Source organism: Prochlorococcus marinus CUG1416 (assembly GCF_017695965.1).
Classification (GTDB): Bacteria; Cyanobacteriota; Cyanobacteriia; order PCC-6307; family Cyanobiaceae; genus Prochlorococcus_A.
This window is the reverse complement of record NZ_JAAORM010000002.1, coordinates 21,858-39,922: the sequence shown is the minus strand read 5'-3', so window position 1 is coordinate 39,922 and position 18,065 is coordinate 21,858. Positions and strand designations below refer to the sequence as shown.

At 32.2% G+C, this 18,065-nt stretch carries 20 protein-coding genes and 1 tRNA gene; 10 read left to right on the top strand and 11 right to left on the bottom strand.

Features of this window, described 5'->3' with window-relative positions; genetic code table 11:
- Nucleotides 1-28: 28 nt before the first annotated feature.
- On the top strand, nucleotides 29-1,582 hold the full coding sequence (purH, locus tag HA146_RS01425) for a bifunctional phosphoribosylaminoimidazolecarboxamide formyltransferase/IMP cyclohydrolase (protein WP_209107829.1): 1,554 nt from the start codon (nucleotides 29-31) through the stop codon (nucleotides 1,580-1,582).
- Nucleotide 1,583: 1 nt separating this feature from the next.
- On the opposite strand, the gene HA146_RS01420 is transcribed toward purH, so the two are convergent.
- The 4 genes from HA146_RS01420 to sfsA form a co-directional block, all read right to left on the bottom strand.
- Nucleotides 1,584-2,144 (bottom strand): DoxX family protein, encoded by a 561-nt coding sequence (locus tag HA146_RS01420; protein WP_209107828.1) that lies wholly within the window; start codon nucleotides 2,142-2,144, stop codon nucleotides 1,584-1,586.
- 106 nt (nucleotides 2,145-2,250) lie between these two features.
- Nucleotides 2,251-3,447: a 4-hydroxy-3-methylbut-2-enyl diphosphate reductase gene (locus tag HA146_RS01415; RefSeq protein ID WP_209107827.1), complete on the bottom strand. Its 1,197-nt coding sequence runs from the start codon at nucleotides 3,445-3,447 to the stop codon at nucleotides 2,251-2,253.
- A gap of 89 nt (nucleotides 3,448-3,536) precedes the next feature.
- On the bottom strand, nucleotides 3,537-4,997 hold the full coding sequence (locus HA146_RS01410; protein ID WP_209107826.1) for an ammonium transporter: 1,461 nt from the start codon (nucleotides 4,995-4,997) through the stop codon (nucleotides 3,537-3,539).
- A 180-nt stretch (nucleotides 4,998-5,177) separates the two neighbouring features.
- A complete protein-coding gene (gene sfsA, locus HA146_RS01405; RefSeq protein ID WP_209107825.1) occupies nucleotides 5,178-5,918 on the bottom strand; it encodes a DNA/RNA nuclease SfsA in 741 nt (246 codons plus the stop codon).
- Between the two features lie 71 nt (nucleotides 5,919-5,989).
- Between sfsA and murJ the strand changes: the two genes are divergently transcribed.
- On the top strand, nucleotides 5,990-7,564 hold the full coding sequence (gene murJ / locus HA146_RS01400; protein WP_209107824.1) for a murein biosynthesis integral membrane protein MurJ: 1,575 nt from the start codon (nucleotides 5,990-5,992) through the stop codon (nucleotides 7,562-7,564).
- A gap of 6 nt (nucleotides 7,565-7,570) precedes the next feature.
- On the opposite strand, the gene HA146_RS01395 is transcribed toward murJ, so the two are convergent.
- Together HA146_RS01395 and HA146_RS01390 are read right to left on the bottom strand one after the other, a co-directional pair.
- Nucleotides 7,571-7,861 carry a DUF3181 family protein gene (locus HA146_RS01395; protein ID WP_209107823.1) on the bottom strand — a complete coding sequence of 97 codons (291 nt, stop codon included), beginning with the start codon at nucleotides 7,859-7,861 and terminating at the stop codon, nucleotides 7,571-7,573.
- 14 nt (nucleotides 7,862-7,875) lie between these two features.
- Entirely contained in the window at nucleotides 7,876-8,127 is a 252-nt protein-coding gene (locus HA146_RS01390) for a hypothetical protein (protein ID WP_209107822.1), read from the bottom strand.
- A gap of 88 nt (nucleotides 8,128-8,215) precedes the next feature.
- Here HA146_RS01390 and HA146_RS01385 point away from each other — a divergent pair.
- The 5 genes from HA146_RS01385 to leuD all read left to right on the top strand — a co-directional run bounded on the left by HA146_RS01385 (nucleotide 8,216) and on the right by leuD (nucleotide 12,952).
- Nucleotides 8,216-8,289 (top strand) — tRNA-Arg (locus HA146_RS01385).
- 78 nt (nucleotides 8,290-8,367) lie between these two features.
- Complete coding sequence (gene glyA / locus HA146_RS01380; protein WP_209107821.1) at nucleotides 8,368-9,639, top strand: serine hydroxymethyltransferase; 1,272 nt, start codon at nucleotides 8,368-8,370, stop codon at nucleotides 9,637-9,639.
- Nucleotides 9,636-10,910, top strand: a complete 1,275-nt coding sequence (locus HA146_RS01375) for a competence/damage-inducible protein A (protein WP_209107820.1) — start codon at nucleotides 9,636-9,638, stop codon at nucleotides 10,908-10,910. The genes glyA and HA146_RS01375 overlap by 4 nt, the downstream gene beginning before the upstream one ends.
- Nucleotides 10,911-10,922: 12 nt before the next feature.
- Nucleotides 10,923-12,332, top strand: coding sequence for a 3-isopropylmalate dehydratase large subunit (leuC, locus tag HA146_RS01370; RefSeq protein ID WP_209107819.1), 1,410 nt, complete (start codon nucleotides 10,923-10,925; stop codon nucleotides 12,330-12,332).
- Nucleotides 12,329-12,952, top strand: coding sequence for a 3-isopropylmalate dehydratase small subunit (leuD, locus tag HA146_RS01365; RefSeq protein WP_209107818.1), 624 nt, complete (start codon nucleotides 12,329-12,331; stop codon nucleotides 12,950-12,952). Before leuC ends, leuD begins: the two co-directional genes overlap by 4 nt.
- On the opposite strand, the gene HA146_RS01360 is transcribed toward leuD, so the two are convergent.
- The 3 genes from HA146_RS01360 to psbN form a co-directional block, all read right to left on the bottom strand.
- A complete protein-coding gene (locus tag HA146_RS01360; protein ID WP_209107817.1) occupies nucleotides 12,953-14,953 on the bottom strand; it encodes a DUF3769 domain-containing protein in 2,001 nt (666 codons plus the stop codon).
- Between the two features lie 18 nt (nucleotides 14,954-14,971).
- On the bottom strand, nucleotides 14,972-15,100 hold the full coding sequence (locus HA146_RS01355) for a photosystem II reaction center protein I (RefSeq protein WP_002805124.1): 129 nt from the start codon (nucleotides 15,098-15,100) through the stop codon (nucleotides 14,972-14,974).
- 109 nt (nucleotides 15,101-15,209) lie between these two features.
- Nucleotides 15,210-15,362 (bottom strand): photosystem II reaction center protein PsbN, encoded by a 153-nt coding sequence (gene psbN, locus HA146_RS01350; protein WP_209107816.1) that lies wholly within the window; start codon nucleotides 15,360-15,362, stop codon nucleotides 15,210-15,212.
- Between the two features lie 80 nt (nucleotides 15,363-15,442).
- Here psbN and psbH point away from each other — a divergent pair, with 80 nt between their 5' ends.
- The 3 genes from psbH (at nucleotide 15,443) to HA146_RS01335 (ending at nucleotide 16,650) form a co-directional block, all read left to right on the top strand.
- Nucleotides 15,443-15,643 (top strand): photosystem II reaction center phosphoprotein PsbH, encoded by a 201-nt coding sequence (gene psbH, locus HA146_RS01345; RefSeq protein WP_209107815.1) that lies wholly within the window; start codon nucleotides 15,443-15,445, stop codon nucleotides 15,641-15,643.
- A 143-nt stretch (nucleotides 15,644-15,786) separates the two neighbouring features.
- Nucleotides 15,787-16,389, top strand: coding sequence for an aminoacyl-tRNA hydrolase (gene pth, locus HA146_RS01340; protein WP_209107814.1), 603 nt, complete (start codon nucleotides 15,787-15,789; stop codon nucleotides 16,387-16,389).
- A gap of 3 nt (nucleotides 16,390-16,392) precedes the next feature.
- Complete coding sequence (locus HA146_RS01335; RefSeq protein ID WP_209107813.1) at nucleotides 16,393-16,650, top strand: DUF3146 family protein; 258 nt, start codon at nucleotides 16,393-16,395, stop codon at nucleotides 16,648-16,650.
- On the opposite strand, the gene HA146_RS01330 is transcribed toward HA146_RS01335, so the two are convergent.
- Nucleotides 16,631-17,068: a hypothetical protein gene (locus tag HA146_RS01330; RefSeq protein ID WP_209107812.1), complete on the bottom strand. Its 438-nt coding sequence runs from the start codon at nucleotides 17,066-17,068 to the stop codon at nucleotides 16,631-16,633. The two genes, HA146_RS01335 and HA146_RS01330, sit on opposite strands and share 20 nt — an antisense overlap.
- 6 nt (nucleotides 17,069-17,074) lie before the next feature.
- Nucleotides 17,075-18,034 (bottom strand): DUF3084 domain-containing protein, encoded by a 960-nt coding sequence (locus HA146_RS01325; RefSeq protein ID WP_209108455.1) that lies wholly within the window; start codon nucleotides 18,032-18,034, stop codon nucleotides 17,075-17,077.
- Between the last annotated feature and the right edge of the window lie 31 nt (nucleotides 18,035-18,065).

Genomic DNA, 18,065 nt, shown 5'->3' with positions numbered 1-18,065 from the left:
TATTCTTAAGTAAGTAAACTTTCCCATAATGTCACCATTAGCCTTAGTAAGTGTCTCTGATAAAAAAAATATAATCCCATTTTGTAAAGAATTGGTAGAAAAATTTAATTATCAAATTCTATCAAGTGGAGGAACGGCCAAACATTTAATAGAAGCAAAAATTCCAGTTATTAAAGTTGCAGATTTTACTAATTCTCCAGAAATTCTTGGAGGAAGAGTTAAAACTTTACATCCAAAAATCCACGGAGGAATATTAGCTAAAAGAAATAATGAGGAACATAACAAAGAAATCCAAGCTAATGATCTTGAACTAATTGACTTGGTAGTTGTCAATTTATATCCTTTTAAGAAAACTGTTGAAATGGGATCTAAATGGGAAGATGCTATTGAAAATATTGATATTGGAGGGCCCTCAATGATTCGTTCAGCAGCTAAAAATCATAAAGACGTTTCAGTTTTAGTAGATCCTAGTCAATATCAAGAATTTCTTGAAGAAAGTAAAAAAGGGGTTTTAAATGAAGAATATAAAGCAAAATTAGCTTTGGAAGCTTTTCAACATACAGCTGACTATGACGCTGCAATATCTAATTGGATAAGTAAAGAGAGAGGTTTACAATCTTCCAAATATATTGAATCTTATCCACTAATAAAAACCTTAAGATATGGAGAAAATCCTCATCAAAAAGCGTTTTGGTATGGTTTAAATAATATTGGATGGAACTCAGCAGAACAATTACAAGGTAAAGAGTTAAGTTATAACAATCTATTAGATCTTGAGTCAGCGCTTTCGACAGTTTTAGAATTTGGCTATGAAGAAAAAAATGATCTTACAACAAACACTTTTGCTTCAGTCATTCTAAAACACAATAATCCTTGTGGTGCCTCTTTAAGTAATTCAGCATCTGAAGCATTTTTGAATGCTTTGGAATGCGACTCAGTTAGTGCATTTGGAGGAATAGTGGCTTTTAATTCAAATGTTGATAGTGAAACCGCAATTAAACTCAAAGATATTTTCTTAGAATGTGTCGTCGCTCCATCATTTGATGAAGAAGCTTTAGAAATTTTAAAAATCAAAAAGAATTTAAGAATTTTAAAGTTATCAAAAGATATACTTCCAAAAAAGAACCAAACTTCTACTAAATCAATAATGGGAGGATTACTCGTTCAAGAAACTGATGATAGTGATGATAAAACTGAAAGTTGGATTTCAGTAACTACAAAGAATCCTAGTAATCAAATGAACTTAGATCTAAATTTTGCATGGAAAATTTGTAAACATGTAAAATCAAATGCAATTGTTATTGCAAAAGACCAAAAAACTATTGGTATTGGAGCTGGACAAATGAATAGAGTTGGAGCCGCAAAAATCGCATTAAAAGCAGCTGAAGGTTTATGTTCTGAAGCTGTTTTGGCAAGCGATGGTTTTTTCCCATTTGCAGATACTGTAGAACTTGCAAATGAGTATGGAATTAAAGCTATTATCCAACCAGGAGGAAGTTTAAGAGACCAAGAAAGTATTGATATGTGTAATGCAAAAGGAATATCAATGCTATTTACGCAAAAAAGACATTTTTTGCATTAATTTATGTTGATTTTGGATAATATGTAATCTTGTTAGTCTTTCTAAATAGAGCAAGCCTGCCTGGACCTGCGCATAAAAAATAGAGAGAAATAGCCCCATATATAAAGGACAATTCGAAGGCATAATTGTGCCCTTCAACTACTGCAAGAGGAAAACCTTCTAATCCAGTATCTAGGATATGAAAATAAACCGCAAAGGCCATTGTGGATAATAGTCCAAGAGAAGAAAGCCTTGCAAAAATCCCTATAGCCAATCCTACAGGGCAAACTAATTGAGTGATAGCTGCTCCAAAAGTCCAAATAACAGGATCACCTGGTAAAAATGGGAAGTACTTACCAACCACAAACTCTGCAAAGCCCTGAGGATCCTGAAGTTTCTCTAAGCCATGATGAATCATCAAAGCACAAAAACCGATACGTAAAATAAAAATTGATATTTCTCCAAGGATATTTACTTCTGAACCTGAAGATGAATTGGCAACTACAACTTCAACTTTTTGTGGGGCTTTAGTTCTATTCATACTGGCTGTTTGAATCTGATTAGTTTGTGTTTTGTCTTCCATACTGCATAAATTTTTTTTATTATTCTAGTTAATAAAGTAGATCTTTAGGAAATATCTGATTAATAAATTAAAAAAACTAAGCAAAGTTTTAAATCATATTCCAAATTTATGACGCGATATCAATTAACTTTTCAATAACATCCGCAACAACTTTATCAGGAGTAGATGCGCCTGAAGTAATTCCAACATTAATATTTCCACTAGGTAAAAAATTTTTTTTAAGTTCTAAATCTGATCGTAGTGGTTTATGAAATATGGAGTTTTCTGCAACTGATATCCTCTCTGGCGTATCAATGTGAAAAGAAGAAATATTCTTAGTAATAGCTATTTCTTGTAAATGAGTAGTATTTGACGAATTAAAGCCTCCTATAACGACAAGAATATCAAGGTCTTCATCCACCAAGGAAAACATTGCATCTTGTCTTTCTTCAGTTGCATCGCAAATTGTATTAAAAGCCAAAAAATGACTATTTAGAGTTTCTGGTCCGAATTTTTGTAACATCGTTCTTTCAAAGACCTTTCCAATTTCCTCGGTCTCGCTCTTAAGCATAGTTGTCTGATTTGCGACTCCGACTCTATCTAAATCTTTATCAGGATCAAATCCATTAGAACAAGCTTTAGCAAATTTATTCATGAACTCATTTCTGTTTCCTCTGCCCAGAATATATTCAGATACATAATTTGCTTCTTCTAGATCAAGTACAACTAAATACTTCCCTGCAAATGAGCTAGTAGCAAGAGTCTCTTCATGCTTAAATTTTCCATGAATTATAGATGTGAAAACATGTTTTTTATGTTTCTCAACAGTATGCCAAACCTTAGAAACCCAGGGACAAGTTGTATCTATGATATGACATCCTTTCTCATGAAGGAGCTTCATTTCTTGAACAGTAGCTCCGAAAGCAGGCAATATAACTACATCCCCATTAGAAACTAACGAAAAATCTTTGATTCCATTTTTAGCTGCAATGAATTTCACATTCATTTTTCTTAAATGATCATTAACTGAAGGGTTATGAATTATTTCATTTGTTATCCAAATATTCTCATTAGGATAATGTCTCCTAGTCTCATAAGCCATTGCAACAGCTCTTTCAACTCCCCAACAAAAACCAAAGGCTTGAGCCAACTTAATATTTAGTCTTCCCTTATTGTAAGTGAAACCATTATCTCTTATAGAACTTATCAAATCGCTTTGATAAGCTTCTTCTAAGGCTTGAGCTCTTTTTGTTGGAGAATCGAAACCCCTTCTATTGTATCTATCAGAATGATGAAGGGATCTTCTAAAGGCTTGAGTATCCATCTTTAGATATTACAACATTTTAAATAATTTTTCGTAAAAAAAAAGAAACCTGACATAAGTCAGGTTTCTAAAATGAATTTTAGATTAGATTATTTAGCAGATGCAAAGTCTGGATAAGCTTCCATTCCGTGCTCTCCTATATCTAGTCCTTGAGTCTCTTCCTCTTCAGATACTCGGATCCCACCGAATAATCCTCCAATTACAGACCAGGCAATCCAGCAAGTAACAAGTGTCCAGATAGCATAAGCTGCGGCACCAAGAGCTTGAACTAGAAGAAGGTTAATACCTCCACCATTGAACAATCCCATACCTGCTCCATCTCCTTGTACAGCTGTACCCCAAAGACCGATAACTAAAGTACCCCATACGCCACAAACTCCGTGAACTGAGAATGCACCTACAGGATCATCGATCTCAGCAGCATCAAGGGCTGCAACAGAAAATACAACGATAATTCCACCTACTAGTCCTGCAAACCAGGCTCCAGCAAGAGTCATATCACCACAACCAGCAGTAATACTAACTAAGCCAGCAAGAATTCCGTTAATAATCATTGTAAGATCAGGCTTACCAGAAGTTAGTGTTGAAACAACAGTCGCTCCGATAGCTCCAGCTGCTGCTGCCAAAGTAGTTGTTACAGCAACATATGGAACCCATTGGTCCATAGCAAGTTGAGAACCGGGGTTAAATCCATACCAACCTATCCATAGAACTAATGCACCCAAAGTTGCTATGGCCATATTATGGCCTGGCATAGCTTGTGGTTTTCCATCAGAGTATTTACCAATCCTTGGTCCAAGAAGCATAGCTCCTACAAGACCTGCCCATGCTCCAACTGAGTGAACAATTGAAGAACCAGCAAAGTCAACAAAACCTAAAGAATCAAGCCAACCACCATTCCATTTCCAGCTACCAGCAATTGGATATATAAATGCAGTTAATACAATAGCAAAAACAACAAATTCTCCAAATTTAACTCTTTCGGCAACAAGACCGGATACGATAGTTGCCGCAGTTCCTGCAAATGCAGACTGGAACAAGAAATCAACTGTTGGGACTAATCCAGCATCAGTTACCATATCTGCAGTAACTGTTGGATCAAAAAATAAGCCTCCAAAATAAAGCCATCCGTCAGCAACACTACCTCCGTACATTAATGAATAGCCAATAAACCAGTAAGAGGTTACAGCTAGAGCAAATACGAATAGGTTTTTAGCAAGTATGTTTACTGCGTTCTTAGAACGGCACATACCTGCCTCAACCATAGCGAAACCAGCGTTCATAAAGATCACTAAGATAGTAGCGATCAAAAGCCATAAATTGTTAGCAAGAAAAGCTGCATTCAACTCAGGTAAATCAGCTGCATGAGCTGAAAGATTAAAAATACCTAAACCAAACAAAGCTAAAGGAACAGTTGCAAGCCACAACATAGAGCGGTTTGAACTAAATCCTCGAATACTCCTCAAAAGGAGCATAGGTCCATTAACAAGACTTGCATCTTGTAATTTGGACCTAGAGCGCCTTTGAGGCGTTTGCAAAGCAGTGGTCATAAAAAAAAATTAGATCTGCAAAAAAACAGTTTGTGCTGTTTCCTTTCATATTCAATTTTGCTCAAAAAACTAATTAGTGTCTAGTAGTCGTTGTTACCAATTTTATAGTTGCATCCCAAAATTAAATTTGTTAAATTTAAAACCGATTTTTTTTGGATTTCAAAATATCAAGATCTTTATTTAAATTAAAGGTTTAATTCCATTCCATGTTATGTGGTCTTTGTGAAATTCAAAAGCACATGGGATGGATAGCATTCCTGCGCTTAAAGATTGTCTAAAAAGCTTGCCATACAAGGGATCTGCATCGTCTCCGGGAGCAAAGAAACTAGCGTCTTTTCTAGTGATACAAAATACTAAAATACTTTTACTTTCAGGAATTACTTCTTTTAATTCCTTGAGGTGTTTTTGGCCTCTTTTCGTTACTGTATCAGGGAATAGAGCAACATTTTCTTTAATCCATGTCGTATTTTTAACCTCTATGTAAATGTTACGATTATCAGGATTTGAAGATTTTGGAGTTAAAAAGAAGTCAATTCTGCTTTTTTTATCTTCTCCATAAGGAACTTCAGATTTAATTGTCTCTATTTCTCCAATTATTTCCTTTAGCAAGTTTTTCTCAATAACCTTTTTTATTAACTTATTTGCAAATAGGGTATTAATTCCTACCCAAACCTCCTTATTGTTTCTATCTAAAACACACACTTGTTCCCATGTAAAAGGTAACTTTCTCTTTGGAGAAGGTGAGACACTTATTCTTACTTTTGCCCTCTCGGTCAAAAGTCCCTTCATTGGACCTGTATTAGCACAATGAGCCGTTATTACCTCTCCACTCTCTAATTCAATATCCGCAAGGAACCTTTTATACCTCTTAATTAAAATCCCTTCAATTAATGGATCAAATTCAATTATTCGATCATTCATAAATATGTCTTCAGTTAAAAATCAAATATAATTGAAACTTAATCTTCTTGAAAAATTTTAGATAAATCCAAATGCATTCAATTTTAAAAAATAATATTTTTTCAATTTCATTTGGTACTGGTCTTAGTAAATTAGCTGGATGTGTAAGACAAATATTTATAGCTGCTGCTTTCGGAGTTGGCATAACATACGACGCATTTAATTATGCCTATATAATTCCAGGTTTTTTGCTAATAATAATAGGAGGTATTAATGGCCCTTTACATAATGCAGTAGTTGCAGTTCTAACTCCCCTTAGCAAAAAAGATGGGGCAATTATTCTAACTAAAGTAAGCATTAAACTTTCCATATTATTATTAGGTTTAGCTGTATTTATTTACTTTAATTCCAGTTTATTAATTGAATTATTAGCTCCCAATTTAAGTTACGAAGCTAAATCTATTGCCACTTACCAATTAAAAATACTCACGCCTTGTATCCCTTTATCTGGCTTCATAGGTTTAAGCTTTGGGGCTTTAAATTCCCGAAGAAAATTCTTTTTATCAAGTATAAGCCCAGCCATAACAAGCGTAACTACTATTTTTTTTATTGTATTTAGTTGGATTCTCAACCATGAAAATACATCTTCAAATTTCCTTACTTATACGGGATTACTGGCTTTTGCAACTTTGGTAGGAACTTTTATTCAGTTTGTTGTTCAAATTTGGGAAATAAATAAAATTGGTCTATTTAAACTAGAGTCAAACTTCAAATTATTTAAAGATGAAGAGAGAAGGATTTTCAAACTAATTATTCCAGCATCTATCTCATCAGGCCTAAGTCAAATCAATGTTTTTATTGATATGTTTTTCGCTTCCAGTTTTCAAGGAGCAGCATCGGGACTGGCTTACGGAAACTTTCTCGTGCAAGCTCCTTTAGGCATATTATCTAACTCTATAATTTTGCCATTACTTCCAAAATTTTCTCAATTGAGAAGTTGTAGAGACAACAGAGGGTTCCAAAAAAACTTAATCTCTGGAATAGAGTACTGTTTCTTGACAACTATTTTTTTAACTGGATTTTTCATAACGTTTAATAATCAAATTGTACAGTTAGTTTTTCAAAGAGGAGCTTTTGATTATTCAGCGACTTTAAAAGTGAAGAATATATTAATTGCTTATGCCTTTGGGATACCTTTTTATCTTTATAGAGATTTACTAGTAAGAACTTACTACTCAATAGAAAAAACAAAATTCCCATTTAAGTTGTCTTTTGCAGGGATAATATTTAATATTTTTTTTGATTGGTTTTTAATTGGTGCACCAATCAAGAATTTAGGGGATCTTTCACCATATAATTTTGGAGTTGTAGGAATAATTTTCTCTTCAGTAATAGTCAACTTTATAATTTGTATTTTGCTTTCTTTCAATCTGCAAAATGAAGAAATCCATTTACCTAAATTGAATTTATTAAAGAAAATTACCCTCATGTCATTAGCTTCATTTATAGATAGCAAACTTTGTTTTAATATTCTCAAAACTACGAATAACTTAAATTCAATTTTTGGAGAAATTTTATTATTAATATTTGGATCTCTAACTTTTTTTGTAATTTATTTTTTTCTTACAAAATTTCTGAACGTAAATAAATTTAAAATTTATAAATAAAGAAATTTAGTTATCAAAAAAACTTTCCAAAATCTCTTCTAATTCAAGAATTTGTGAGGTGGTGATTAAATTAATAAGCGGAATACTGTTAACTCCATCCCCAACTTTTACATTAATTGCTTTCAAACTTATTTTTGCAGCCTCTAATGGGCCTTTATCTTTATTACTTATACATTCTATGGCAAGATTTCTAGCTAGACCAGCATCTCCTAGATATAAATTCCACTTTTCTATTTTTATAAAAACCTTTTCTGAAATAATATTTTCTAGATCACTTATTCCTATCTGAGAGTTCATAAATAAAAGTTGATTTAAGTTGATTGTTTTGCTGTATCCTTAGGTTTTTTTATAAATACAAAAAGTAAATGGGATGCTAAAACAATTGACCAGAAAATTGCAAAATTATTAAAAAAAGAAATATCATATTTAATTTCTTTAAAAAGCCAAGTCCCACTTACAACTGCAGTAAATATCATGCAATGAATCACAAAATTTACTATTCGAGAAAAATGTTTATAGGTGGGATCCTCTAAATCACCATTTCCGTACCACTTTATAGGCATATTTATAAGATTGATATTGTTAATAATAGATATTTTACCCGAAATCTAGTTGACTAAGAGACCCTGAAACAGAGATATTACAATTTATGCGCCTGTAGCTCAGTGGATTAGAGCACCTGACTACGGATCAGGGTGTCGGGAGTTCGAATCTCTCCAGGCGCGTTTAAAATTTTGAAATATTCTTTTTATATTTTTCTAAAAAATATCGTCTATATTATTAAGTATTACTTATCAAATTTAATGAATATTCTTCAAAATCTTAAAGAAAGTGATCCAGTAATATTCAATTTTATTAACTCTGAAAAAAATAGACAGGAAACTCACCTTGAGTTAATAGCAAGTGAGAATTTTGCATCAGTCGCTGTCATGCAAGCTCAAGGATCAGTCCTTACTAATAAATACGCGGAAGGATTACCTCAAAAAAGATATTACGGGGGATGTGAATTTGTTGATAAAATCGAAGAATTAGCTATTCAGAGAGCGAAAAAATTATTTAATGCAAATTGGGCTAATGTTCAACCTCATAGTGGAGCACAGGCAAATGCGGCTGTTTTCTTAAGTCTTCTTAAACCTGGCGACACAATCATGGGGATGGATTTATCTCATGGTGGACACCTTACGCATGGATCTCCAGTCAATATGAGTGGTAAGTGGTTTAATGCAGTGCACTATGGTGTAAATAAAGAAACTAGTGAGTTAAATTTTGATGAAATCAGAGAGATAGCACTAGAAACAAAACCAAAATTAATCATATGTGGATATTCTGCTTATCCAAGAAAAATCGATTTTGAATCATTTAGAAATATTGCAAATGAAGTTGGTGCATTCTTAATGGCTGATATTGCACACATCGCGGGACTCGTAGTAAGTAAACTTCACCCAAATCCAATACAATATTGTGATGTAGTCACTACAACTACTCATAAGACATTGAGAGGGCCTAGAGGGGGACTTATCTTATGTAAAGATGCAGAATTTGGAAAGAAATTTGATAAATCTGTTTTCCCTGGAACTCAGGGTGGGCCCCTAGAACATATTATTGCCGCTAAAGCAGTTGCATTTGGAGAAGCCTTACAACCCGATTTCGTTAATTATTCCCAACAAGTAATAAAAAATGCCAAAGTTCTGGCTTCAACTTTAATAACTAGAGGTATTAATATTGTTAGTGGAGGCACTGATAATCATATTGTTTTACTCGATTTAAGAAGTATCAAGATGACTGGTAAAATTGCTGATTTACTAGTAAGCGAAGTTAATATCACGGCAAATAAAAATACTGTTCCATTTGATCCTGAATCACCTTTTGTGACCAGCGGGCTAAGGTTGGGTACTGCTGCTTTAACTACAAGAGGCTTTAATGAAAGTGCTTTTGCTGAAGTTGGCGAAATTATTGCTGATAGATTACTTAATCCACATGATTCACTAATTGAAAGTCAATGTAAAGAAAGGGTATTAACCTTATGTAATCGTTTTCCTCTTTATGAAGGCAAACTTGAGACATCAATTAAATGAGTCCTAATCCCAAGGGAGTTGAAATTCTTTCTATTGGAACAGAGCTACTTTTAGGAAATATTGTAAATACAAATGCTCAATGGATTTCTGAGCAGTTATCTCAATTAGGCTTAAATCACTTTCGGCAATCAACTGTAGGTGATAATTGTGATCGAATTATAAAAGTAATTCAAGAAATATCCAAAAGAAGTAATCTTCTAATTACAACGGGTGGCTTGGGACCTACCCCAGATGACTTAACTACTGAAGCAATAGCTAAGTCTTTTAATGTATCTGTTTTTGAAAGATCCTACTTATTGGATGAAATTAAAAAGAAACTGTCAAACTCAAAGCTGCAGGAAAATTCTTCTAGCTTAAGGAAACAATGTTTCTTTCCAAAAAATGCGCAAATAATTAATAACCCTAGGGGCACTGCCCCAGGAATGATATGGGAGCCAATAAAAGGATTTACTATTCTCACTTTCCCTGGTGTACCAAGTGAAATGAAAGCCATGTGGGAAGAGACTGCATTTGAATTTATTAAAAACAAATTCTCAGATAGTTATTCCTTTTTTTCAAATACTCTTAAATTTTCTGGCATTGGAGAATCTAGCGTTGCAGAAAAAATTAACGATCTTCTAAATCTTAAAAACCCGACTGTTGCTCCATATGCAAACTTGGGGGAGGTTAAACTCAGAATCACTGCTAGAGCAAAGAATGATCTAGAAGCAAGAAATATAATAAAACCTGTAAAAGAAAAATTAAGAAAAAAGTTTTCGAAATTTATTTTTGGAGAGGATCATGATACTCTCCCTAGCGTTTTAATAAAAGAATTAGCCAAGAGAAACGAAACTATTGTTTTTGCTGAATCTTGTACAGGAGGACTACTTTCTTCATCGATCACATCAATATCAGGGTCATCTCAAGTTTTTCAAGGTAGTATTGTTTCCTACAGTAATGAGCTAAAAAATGCATTATTAAATATTTCAGAAGAGAAGCTTACAAAATATGGAGCTGTTTCTGAAGAAGTTTGTGAGGCCATGGCGATTAATGTAAAAGAGAAATTAGGAGCAGATTGGGCAATAGCAATCAGTGGAATAGCTGGTCCTAACGGAGGCAGTCAAGATAAACCTGTTGGTCTTGTCTATATTTCTATTGCAGGACCCAATAATCATATTACTAACATCAAAAAAATATTTAACTCAACCCGCAATAGAATTGAAATTCAAACACTAAGTGTAAATGTGTGTTTGAACAGCCTCAGATTAATCCTATTATCGAATAGTAAGTAACTTTTTTAAAAATTGAGTCAAGATACCTTATTTGATAAAGTTTGGGATTTACACAAAGTTTCAAGTCTTCCGGGTGGCTCAGATCAAATTTTTATTGGTCTTCACCTCATCCATGAAGTGACAAGTCCTCAAGCATTTGGTGCTTTAAAAGACAAAAACTTAAAAGTAAAATTCCCTAATAGAACTGTTGCCACAGTTGATCATATTGTGCCAACAGATAATCAGAGCAGGCCTTTCAAAGATAATCTTGCGGAACAAATGATTAGCACATTAGAGAAGAATTGCTTAGAACATAAAATAAGATTCTTTAATATTGCTAGTGGTAATCAAGGAATAGTACATGTAGTGGCTCCAGAGTTGGGGCTAACGCAGCCAGGAATGACAATAGCTTGTGGAGATTCACATACTTCAACTCATGGAGCTTTTGGGTCAATTGCTTTTGGGATAGGTACAAGCCAAGTAAGAGATGTTCTTGCAACCCAAACAATAGCCATGAACAAACTAAAGGTAAGGCAGATTTGGTGTGAAAATAAATTATCTTATGGAGTTTATGCTAAGGATTTAGTGCTTCATATTATTAATAAACTTGGCGTAAAAGCTGGGGTAGGTTTTGCATATGAATTCGCAGGACCTGCGATTAATGCATTATCAATGGAAGAAAGAATGACAATATGCAATATGTCTATTGAAGGTGGAGCTAGATGTGGCTACATAAACCCTGATGAAAAGACCTTTAGTTACATTAAAAATAAATTATGTGCTCCTAAAAATGAGCATTGGGATGAAGCTCTCATATGGTGGAAATCATTAAAAAGCGATCATAATTCTATTTACGACGATGTAATTAAATTAGATGCTTCAAAAGTAGAACCAACTGTAACTTGGGGAATCACTCCGGGTCAAAGTATAAGCATTAATCAACAAATTCCTCTTTTAAATGACTTATCCACAAATGACAAGTCGGTTGCCGAAGAGGCTTATGAATATATGAGTTTCAAGCCAGGGCAATCAATAAAAGATACTCCCGTAGATGTTTGTTTCATAGGGAGTTGCACTAATGGGAGAATCAGTGACTTAAGAGTTGCAGCTAAAGTATTGAAAGACAAAAAAATATCTAAGAATGTAAAAGCTTTTGTCGTACCCGGTTCAGAAAAAGTGGCCAATGAAGCAAAACACGAAGGTCTTGATAAGATCTTTAAGGATTCTGGATTTCAATGGAGAGAGCCAGGCTGCTCAATGTGTTTAGCAATGAATTCAGATAAGCTAATAGGCAATCAAGTTAGTGCTAGTTCTAGTAATAGAAATTTCAAGGGTAGGCAAGGATCTCCTACCGGCAGGACACTCCTAATGAGTCCAGCAATGGTTGCTGCTGCTGCAATTAATGGCAAAGTTAGTGACGTTAGAGAATTTATGCAAAAATGAAATCAGAGTTTACCGCACCAATTGGAACAATTTCACAAATAAATGGGAAATGCATCTCATTGATTGGTAACGACATTGATACAGATCGAATAATTCCAGCTCGTTTCTTAAAGTCTATTAACTTTGATTCATTGGGCGAATCTGTTTTTGAAGACGATCGAGAAACTTTAAACGGAAGGCATCCTTTCGATCTAGAGGAAAACAAAAATGCCTCAATACTAATTGTTAATAGCAATTTTGGATGTGGTTCAAGCAGAGAACATGCCCCCCAAGCACTGATGAGATGGGGTATAAAAGCAATCATAGGCGAGAGTTTCGCCGAGATTTTTTATAGTAACTGTATTGCAATTGGAATTCCATGTTTTACGCTTCCTAAAAAATCAATACAAGAACTCCAAAAATATAACGCTAATAAATTGTTATTCTTAGAAATTGATCTGGAAAATTCCTTGGCAAAATCAACAGATTTTAATTTTAAACTTGAGATTAAAAAAAGCTCAAGAAAAATGTTTTTATCAGGAGAATGGGATGCAACTTCAACACTACTTGAGAATGAAAATCTAATTGAAAATAAATTTAACGATTTACCCTATTTGAAATTCAATGCTGATTTCTTATAACTATTTAAATCCAAAGAGACTAAAAGAAATTCCTCCTGCTTGATTATGAGGTTGATAAAAAATACCAAATTCATAGGATCTTTTTTTCCAATTTAATGAGATTTTAGAATCTATAAATTCACCATAATCATCAGAATCATTTGTTAGGTTTAAAGTCCCAACACTTTTGAGAATAACTGGTCCATATAATTGCTGATCAAGAGCAATATTTAAAGTAAAATTATCATAATTTTGGTCGAATTTAAAAGGACTTTCTCCACTTTTAATTTTGTAGAAAGGAAAAAGACTTAAACGAGTATAATCAAACATTTTATTTTTTAAATTACCCATTATTAATTCTGGGCCTATACCTACACCTATATATTCCTGATGGTCTCCATTTTCGTAGAACGAATATAATGCTTCTAATCTTGTGTTAAGAATTAATCCTTTAGTAATTTTTTCAGGACTGTACTTGTACGAAATATCTATAGATTTATTTTTAGGATCATCAATACTAATAGGAAATTTCTGATCTAGAGAATAAAACAAGTTACCTTTTAGGTTGGTTACCAGATTTTTTGTATTTAAATCCTCTGCTTTTATATTAGCAAAACCTATAGATAATAATTCTGTCTTTTTAATGCCATTAACAACCCAAGTATTTACCTTTTGCAATTTTGAACCATAACCTAAATAAATCTCCGCTTCACCCAATGAACCATTCCAAACTCTATCTCGATAAATCCCAAAAAAGCTTTTATTCCATTTGGAATGAAAAAAATTAATTTCTTTATTTAAAGAAGTCTTTGATCTAAATGCATCTGAAAATTTATCAACATCTAAGGAATTAAAATTATTTTCTATTTCTAAATCCCAATTATTAGCTCTGCCTTTTATTTGGGATTTTAGAGCAAAATAATCATTAAAACTTGCATTTCTTTTAACCTTCTCTGAAGTTATTAAGTCGCCTTTCTTTACAAAACTTTTTGTGTAACCTTTTAGTGAGCGATGGATTAAGAATTGAGGCTCTAAATTAAGTACAAAATCATCAGATAGATCTACAGAGTTAAATTTTCTACCAATAAAATAACCATCCTTATCTAAATTGTCGTATCCTAGAGTCCATCTATTTTCAAAATCTAAGAATTCTTCAGACTTAGCTAAAGTTCTCTTTCCAAACCAAAAAGGGATTGATACTTTTTCATCTAAAATTAAATAATTTAATGATGACTTAAATTGTAATGCATCTCCTTTAGAAATAACTTCTAATGAATTAACTGCTAATTTTACTTGTTTCAATTCAAGTAAATCATTACTAAATACAGCCTTCTTACTTTTCCATTTATTCCCATCTATAGTCATTTTGTCTGTCAAAAATAACCAATTATCAACCTTTCCGGGAGTATTTAAAACTTCCTTTTTTTTTAATTCAAGTAATTCTTCTATCTTAGTAGAATCTGATAAGCTGAAATTTGAGGATAAGTCAGATATCAAGGCATTGGTATTAATAGATCCCTTAACATCTAATAAATAACCTTTTTCACTAATGAAACTGTACTCTAGTTGTGAAACTTTAAAGATTTGATCCCCTAATATGAAGGATATATTTCCTTCAGCACTAATTTTTTTATTTAACTTATTGTAAATTAAATTATCTGCTTTAAGAAGTTTACCTTTGTATGAAACAGATACGTTGCCTTCTGCATAAATAACATCATTTATTTCAGACTGTTTATCTGATTGTATTACTAACTCTTCTTGCTTTTCACTTAATGCAGCTAAGAACAGAACTGGATTTTTCTCTAAAAAATTTTCTTTAGGAAGAATGTTTTCAAAATTATTATTAAATGATAAATGTGATGATTTTTTGGTATTTAATATTTTTGAAGAACCTGTTTGAAAGACTATATTAGCTTCCCTATTATTAAATTTGTGTAAGTCAGCACATTTACCTGGCTGGATAAAATTAATAAATAAAAAAGTTGAGAATATTAATTTTTTTGATATTCCTGAATTCAATTTAAATTAATTTAAAGATTAATCTTGAGGACTTTCTAGATCTTTTCTATTTGGTGTTCTAGTTGGATCAGATGCTAAAAATCCGAATAGAAAGATTCCAACAAAGAAAAAGACAATAGTGTAAACAGAAATTTTTAAGGCAAGCATGGAATTACGTGTGCTAACAGATTTATATCCTATTAAATTTATATTTAATTTATGGTAAAAGGTTTACTTTTTGTATTTTTGGAAAATTTTGAAATACTTTTAAGGAAAATTAATCATCATGGTCATCCCAAGGATCTGTAAGCTTTGCAGCTTTGGGTCCAAATGCAGTCCAAAGACCAAAACCGGTCAAAGCTATAAGTATTGCCAGAATTGTAACTGCTATGGAAACTGCAGGATCTGGAGCAGATGATAAAGTTTGCATCAATTTTGCTAAGTTTGTAAACAATTTATGTATAAGTTCTTATACAATAACGAAATAATATTCGATTTTGTGAATTCAACATGGGTCAAAAAACAGCATTAGGAAGTCTTTTAAAAGCAATTGGCAATTCAGGTCAAGGAAAAGTTGTACCTGGTTGGGGAGCAGTTCCTGTGATGACAGTCATAGGATTACTACTTCTTGTTTTCTTAGTGATTCTTCTACAAATTTATAACCAATCCCTTCTATTACAAGGTTTTTCAGTAGATTGGAGCGGAAACTAACTTGCTGAAATTCTCTCAAAAAGTTATTTTATTCATATGAATATTACTAAATAAACATTTTTGGAATTTTTGTTTTAATTTACCTAGTTAAAGTTTGTTTGTATATTTATAATTCTCAATGGAAAGAGATTTAGAAATACATTATGAATGAAATATATTTAATTGGGTTGGGAAATCCTGGTAAACGATACTCAAAAAGTAGACATAATATTGGTTTTTTGCTTCTTGAAAACCTCTCTAAAAAATATAATTCAAATTTTTTGTTAAAGGATAAAATTAAAAGTTCCTGCTCAGAATTCAAAATCAATGATTCCACTTACAGGTTATTTTTACCAAATACCTTTATGAATAATAGTGGGGATGCAGTCCGAGCAATAGTTGATTGGTACAAAATTAATTTAGATCAGATTTTCATAATAGTCGATGATATAGATCTACCTCTTGGAAAAATAAGATTTAGAAAAAAAGGGAGCTCAGGTGGACATAATGGTCTTAAAAGCATCATTGAAAACTTGCAAACTCATAACTTTAATAGAATAAGAATTGGTATTGGTTCTCCTCCATCAATTAAAGGAACAAATAATTTCAATACGATTTCTCATGTATTAGGCAATATTTCTCTAGAAGAAAAATTAATATTGGATAAAGTATACAAGAAGGTAATAGAATCGCTCGAACAATTAAATACTAAAAAAGAAGAATATATAATAAATGAATTAAATTCTTTTGATAAAGACAAAATTTAACAGATGCGTTCAAAACCTGAAACAATAGCCAATGTAAGTGTTAAAGAATATTGCTTCTCAAAAAAACAAATTAAGGGCGTTGTGGAAGCTAGTCAATTTAAATGGACTTTTACATGGTCTTTTAATAAAGGTTTATTATTAGTTCATCCTCCTTTGGGAAGAGCATTAATTGAGGATGCCTTATTAAGATTTTTATTGAAAAAAGATTATGAACTAGAAGCAGGTAATGAATATAAGTTTACTATTTCAGCCAAGTTTTAAAATCTATATTTTGACTCAAAGTAAACTTCATTTTGCAATAATCCTCTAAAATTATCAACGCCGATATCGCATCGAGATTTTTATTCAGAATAAAAACCTCCCTTGGTATTAAAAACTTCAAGCCACTTATGGGAAAAAGTTCGAAATATCTTGCTTTAGCTCTATAAGTAGTATTTTTCTCTTCAAAAGTTATTATTTCTTGTGTCAAAAAATCCAGTTTTTCTATAATCTTTCTACTGTTTGTACCGTTACCAATAACAATTTTTGATATGTCTTCAACGGTATTTAGATTCCTGACATAATCCGCAAGTAATTCACTTTTAAGAATAATGGCTTTATAAACTTTTTTTTCACTTATTTCAGCTAAAACTAACCCACATTTATATTTACCAGGGTCGATAGATATTAATTTAAACATTCAATTTTATAATTTGGAAATATTCAAATCAACTATTATAGGATCAGCAGTTTTACTTTCTTTTAAGGATACAACCTCTAATCGATATTTATTATTTTGATTTATCTTCAACGTATCTCTAATTTTCTTAATAAAGTCCCCTCTAGTAGTAATTTCGTTAACAATAGATCCTCTTAACTTGATTTCGTCTCTAGTTTTTCTCAACAAAATTTTAATTTTTGAATTTATCTGCTTATAATCAACATCTTTTTTTTCAAGAATTTCGCTAGTTATAACTTCTCCTCTTCTTACAATGATTTTATTTTGCAGCAATTCGGGGTATACAAAAACAAAATTATCTCCTCTCAAAACATTAGTTGCTGATTTAATCAATATGATCCAATTGCCGCCTTTTGAAGTCACTTCTTCAATTTCAGAAATATCACTAGGTCTCCACAAAAGAATATTTTTTATGTTTTTTTTACTAGGAATTACAATTTCCTGAACATATATATCTGCACTATTGTAAATTTTCCCTAGATCTAATTTTATATTTGAATTAGAAGTAACTTGTGCAATAAATAAAGTCTGCCCTCTTTTAATAACTACATTTCCTCTTCTAAATTCTTTAACATCACTTTTTAGCTTATTTAATTCCTTTTCTTTATTATCAATCTTATCTTCAAGCCTCTTTCTTTCTTCCTGCAAAGGAAGAAGCGCCTTTTTGCTCTCATCCAAAGTTCTTTGTAAAAAAGGAATATCAACAAAAAGTCTTTGCCTAAATTCTTCACTAACTAAAATCAATAATCCTATAGATATTGCACTAATAAAACCTCCAGTTATTATCGTTACAATTGTCGCTGTTTTCTTTGGTCTTAATTTTAAGATACTAAATCTTGCTTTACCAATCTTTGTACCAAGCAGATCAGCAAATGGTGCAATTAATCCCCCGAGCAATATTATAAAAATAATTAAAATCCAGGCCACGCTATTTAATACACTCAATACATCATAATGA

What these genes read in the sequence shown, in the direction of transcription:
- sfsA (WP_209107825.1), bottom strand. Translation starts at nt 5,918, where the DNA reads ATGAATGATCGAATAATTGAATTTGATCCATTAATTGAAGGGATTTTA.
- HA146_RS01415 (WP_209107827.1), bottom strand. Translation starts at nt 3,447, where the DNA reads ATGGATACTCAAGCCTTTAGAAGATCCCTTCATCATTCTGATAGATAC.
- HA146_RS01390 (WP_209107822.1), bottom strand. Translation starts at nt 8,127, where the DNA reads ATGCCTATAAAGTGGTACGGAAATGGTGATTTAGAGGATCCCACCTAT.
- HA146_RS01420 (WP_209107828.1), bottom strand. Translation starts at nt 2,144, where the DNA reads ATGGAAGACAAAACACAAACTAATCAGATTCAAACAGCCAGTATGAAT.
- purH (WP_209107829.1), top strand. Translation starts at nt 29, where the DNA reads ATGTCACCATTAGCCTTAGTAAGTGTCTCTGATAAAAAAAATATAATC.
- HA146_RS01355 (WP_002805124.1), bottom strand. Translation starts at nt 15,100, where the DNA reads ATGCTTGCCTTAAAAATTTCTGTTTACACTATTGTCTTTTTCTTTGTT.
- HA146_RS01330 (WP_209107812.1), bottom strand. Translation starts at nt 17,068, where the DNA reads ATGTTTAAATTAATATCTATCGACCCTGGTAAATATAAATGTGGGTTA.
- psbH (WP_209107815.1), top strand. Translation starts at nt 15,443, where the DNA reads ATGGGTCAAAAAACAGCATTAGGAAGTCTTTTAAAAGCAATTGGCAAT.
- HA146_RS01395 (WP_209107823.1), bottom strand. Translation starts at nt 7,861, where the DNA reads ATGAACTCTCAGATAGGAATAAGTGATCTAGAAAATATTATTTCAGAA.
- psbN (WP_209107816.1), bottom strand. Translation starts at nt 15,362, where the DNA reads ATGCAAACTTTATCATCTGCTCCAGATCCTGCAGTTTCCATAGCAGTT.
- murJ (WP_209107824.1), top strand. Translation starts at nt 5,990, where the DNA reads ATGCATTCAATTTTAAAAAATAATATTTTTTCAATTTCATTTGGTACT.
- leuD (WP_209107818.1), top strand. Translation starts at nt 12,329, where the DNA reads ATGAAATCAGAGTTTACCGCACCAATTGGAACAATTTCACAAATAAAT.
- pth (WP_209107814.1), top strand. Translation starts at nt 15,787, where the DNA reads ATGAATGAAATATATTTAATTGGGTTGGGAAATCCTGGTAAACGATAC.
- glyA (WP_209107821.1), top strand. Translation starts at nt 8,368, where the DNA reads ATGAATATTCTTCAAAATCTTAAAGAAAGTGATCCAGTAATATTCAAT.
- HA146_RS01335 (WP_209107813.1), top strand. Translation starts at nt 16,393, where the DNA reads ATGCGTTCAAAACCTGAAACAATAGCCAATGTAAGTGTTAAAGAATAT.
- HA146_RS01410 (WP_209107826.1), bottom strand. Translation starts at nt 4,997, where the DNA reads ATGACCACTGCTTTGCAAACGCCTCAAAGGCGCTCTAGGTCCAAATTA.
- HA146_RS01375 (WP_209107820.1), top strand. Translation starts at nt 9,636, where the DNA reads ATGAGTCCTAATCCCAAGGGAGTTGAAATTCTTTCTATTGGAACAGAG.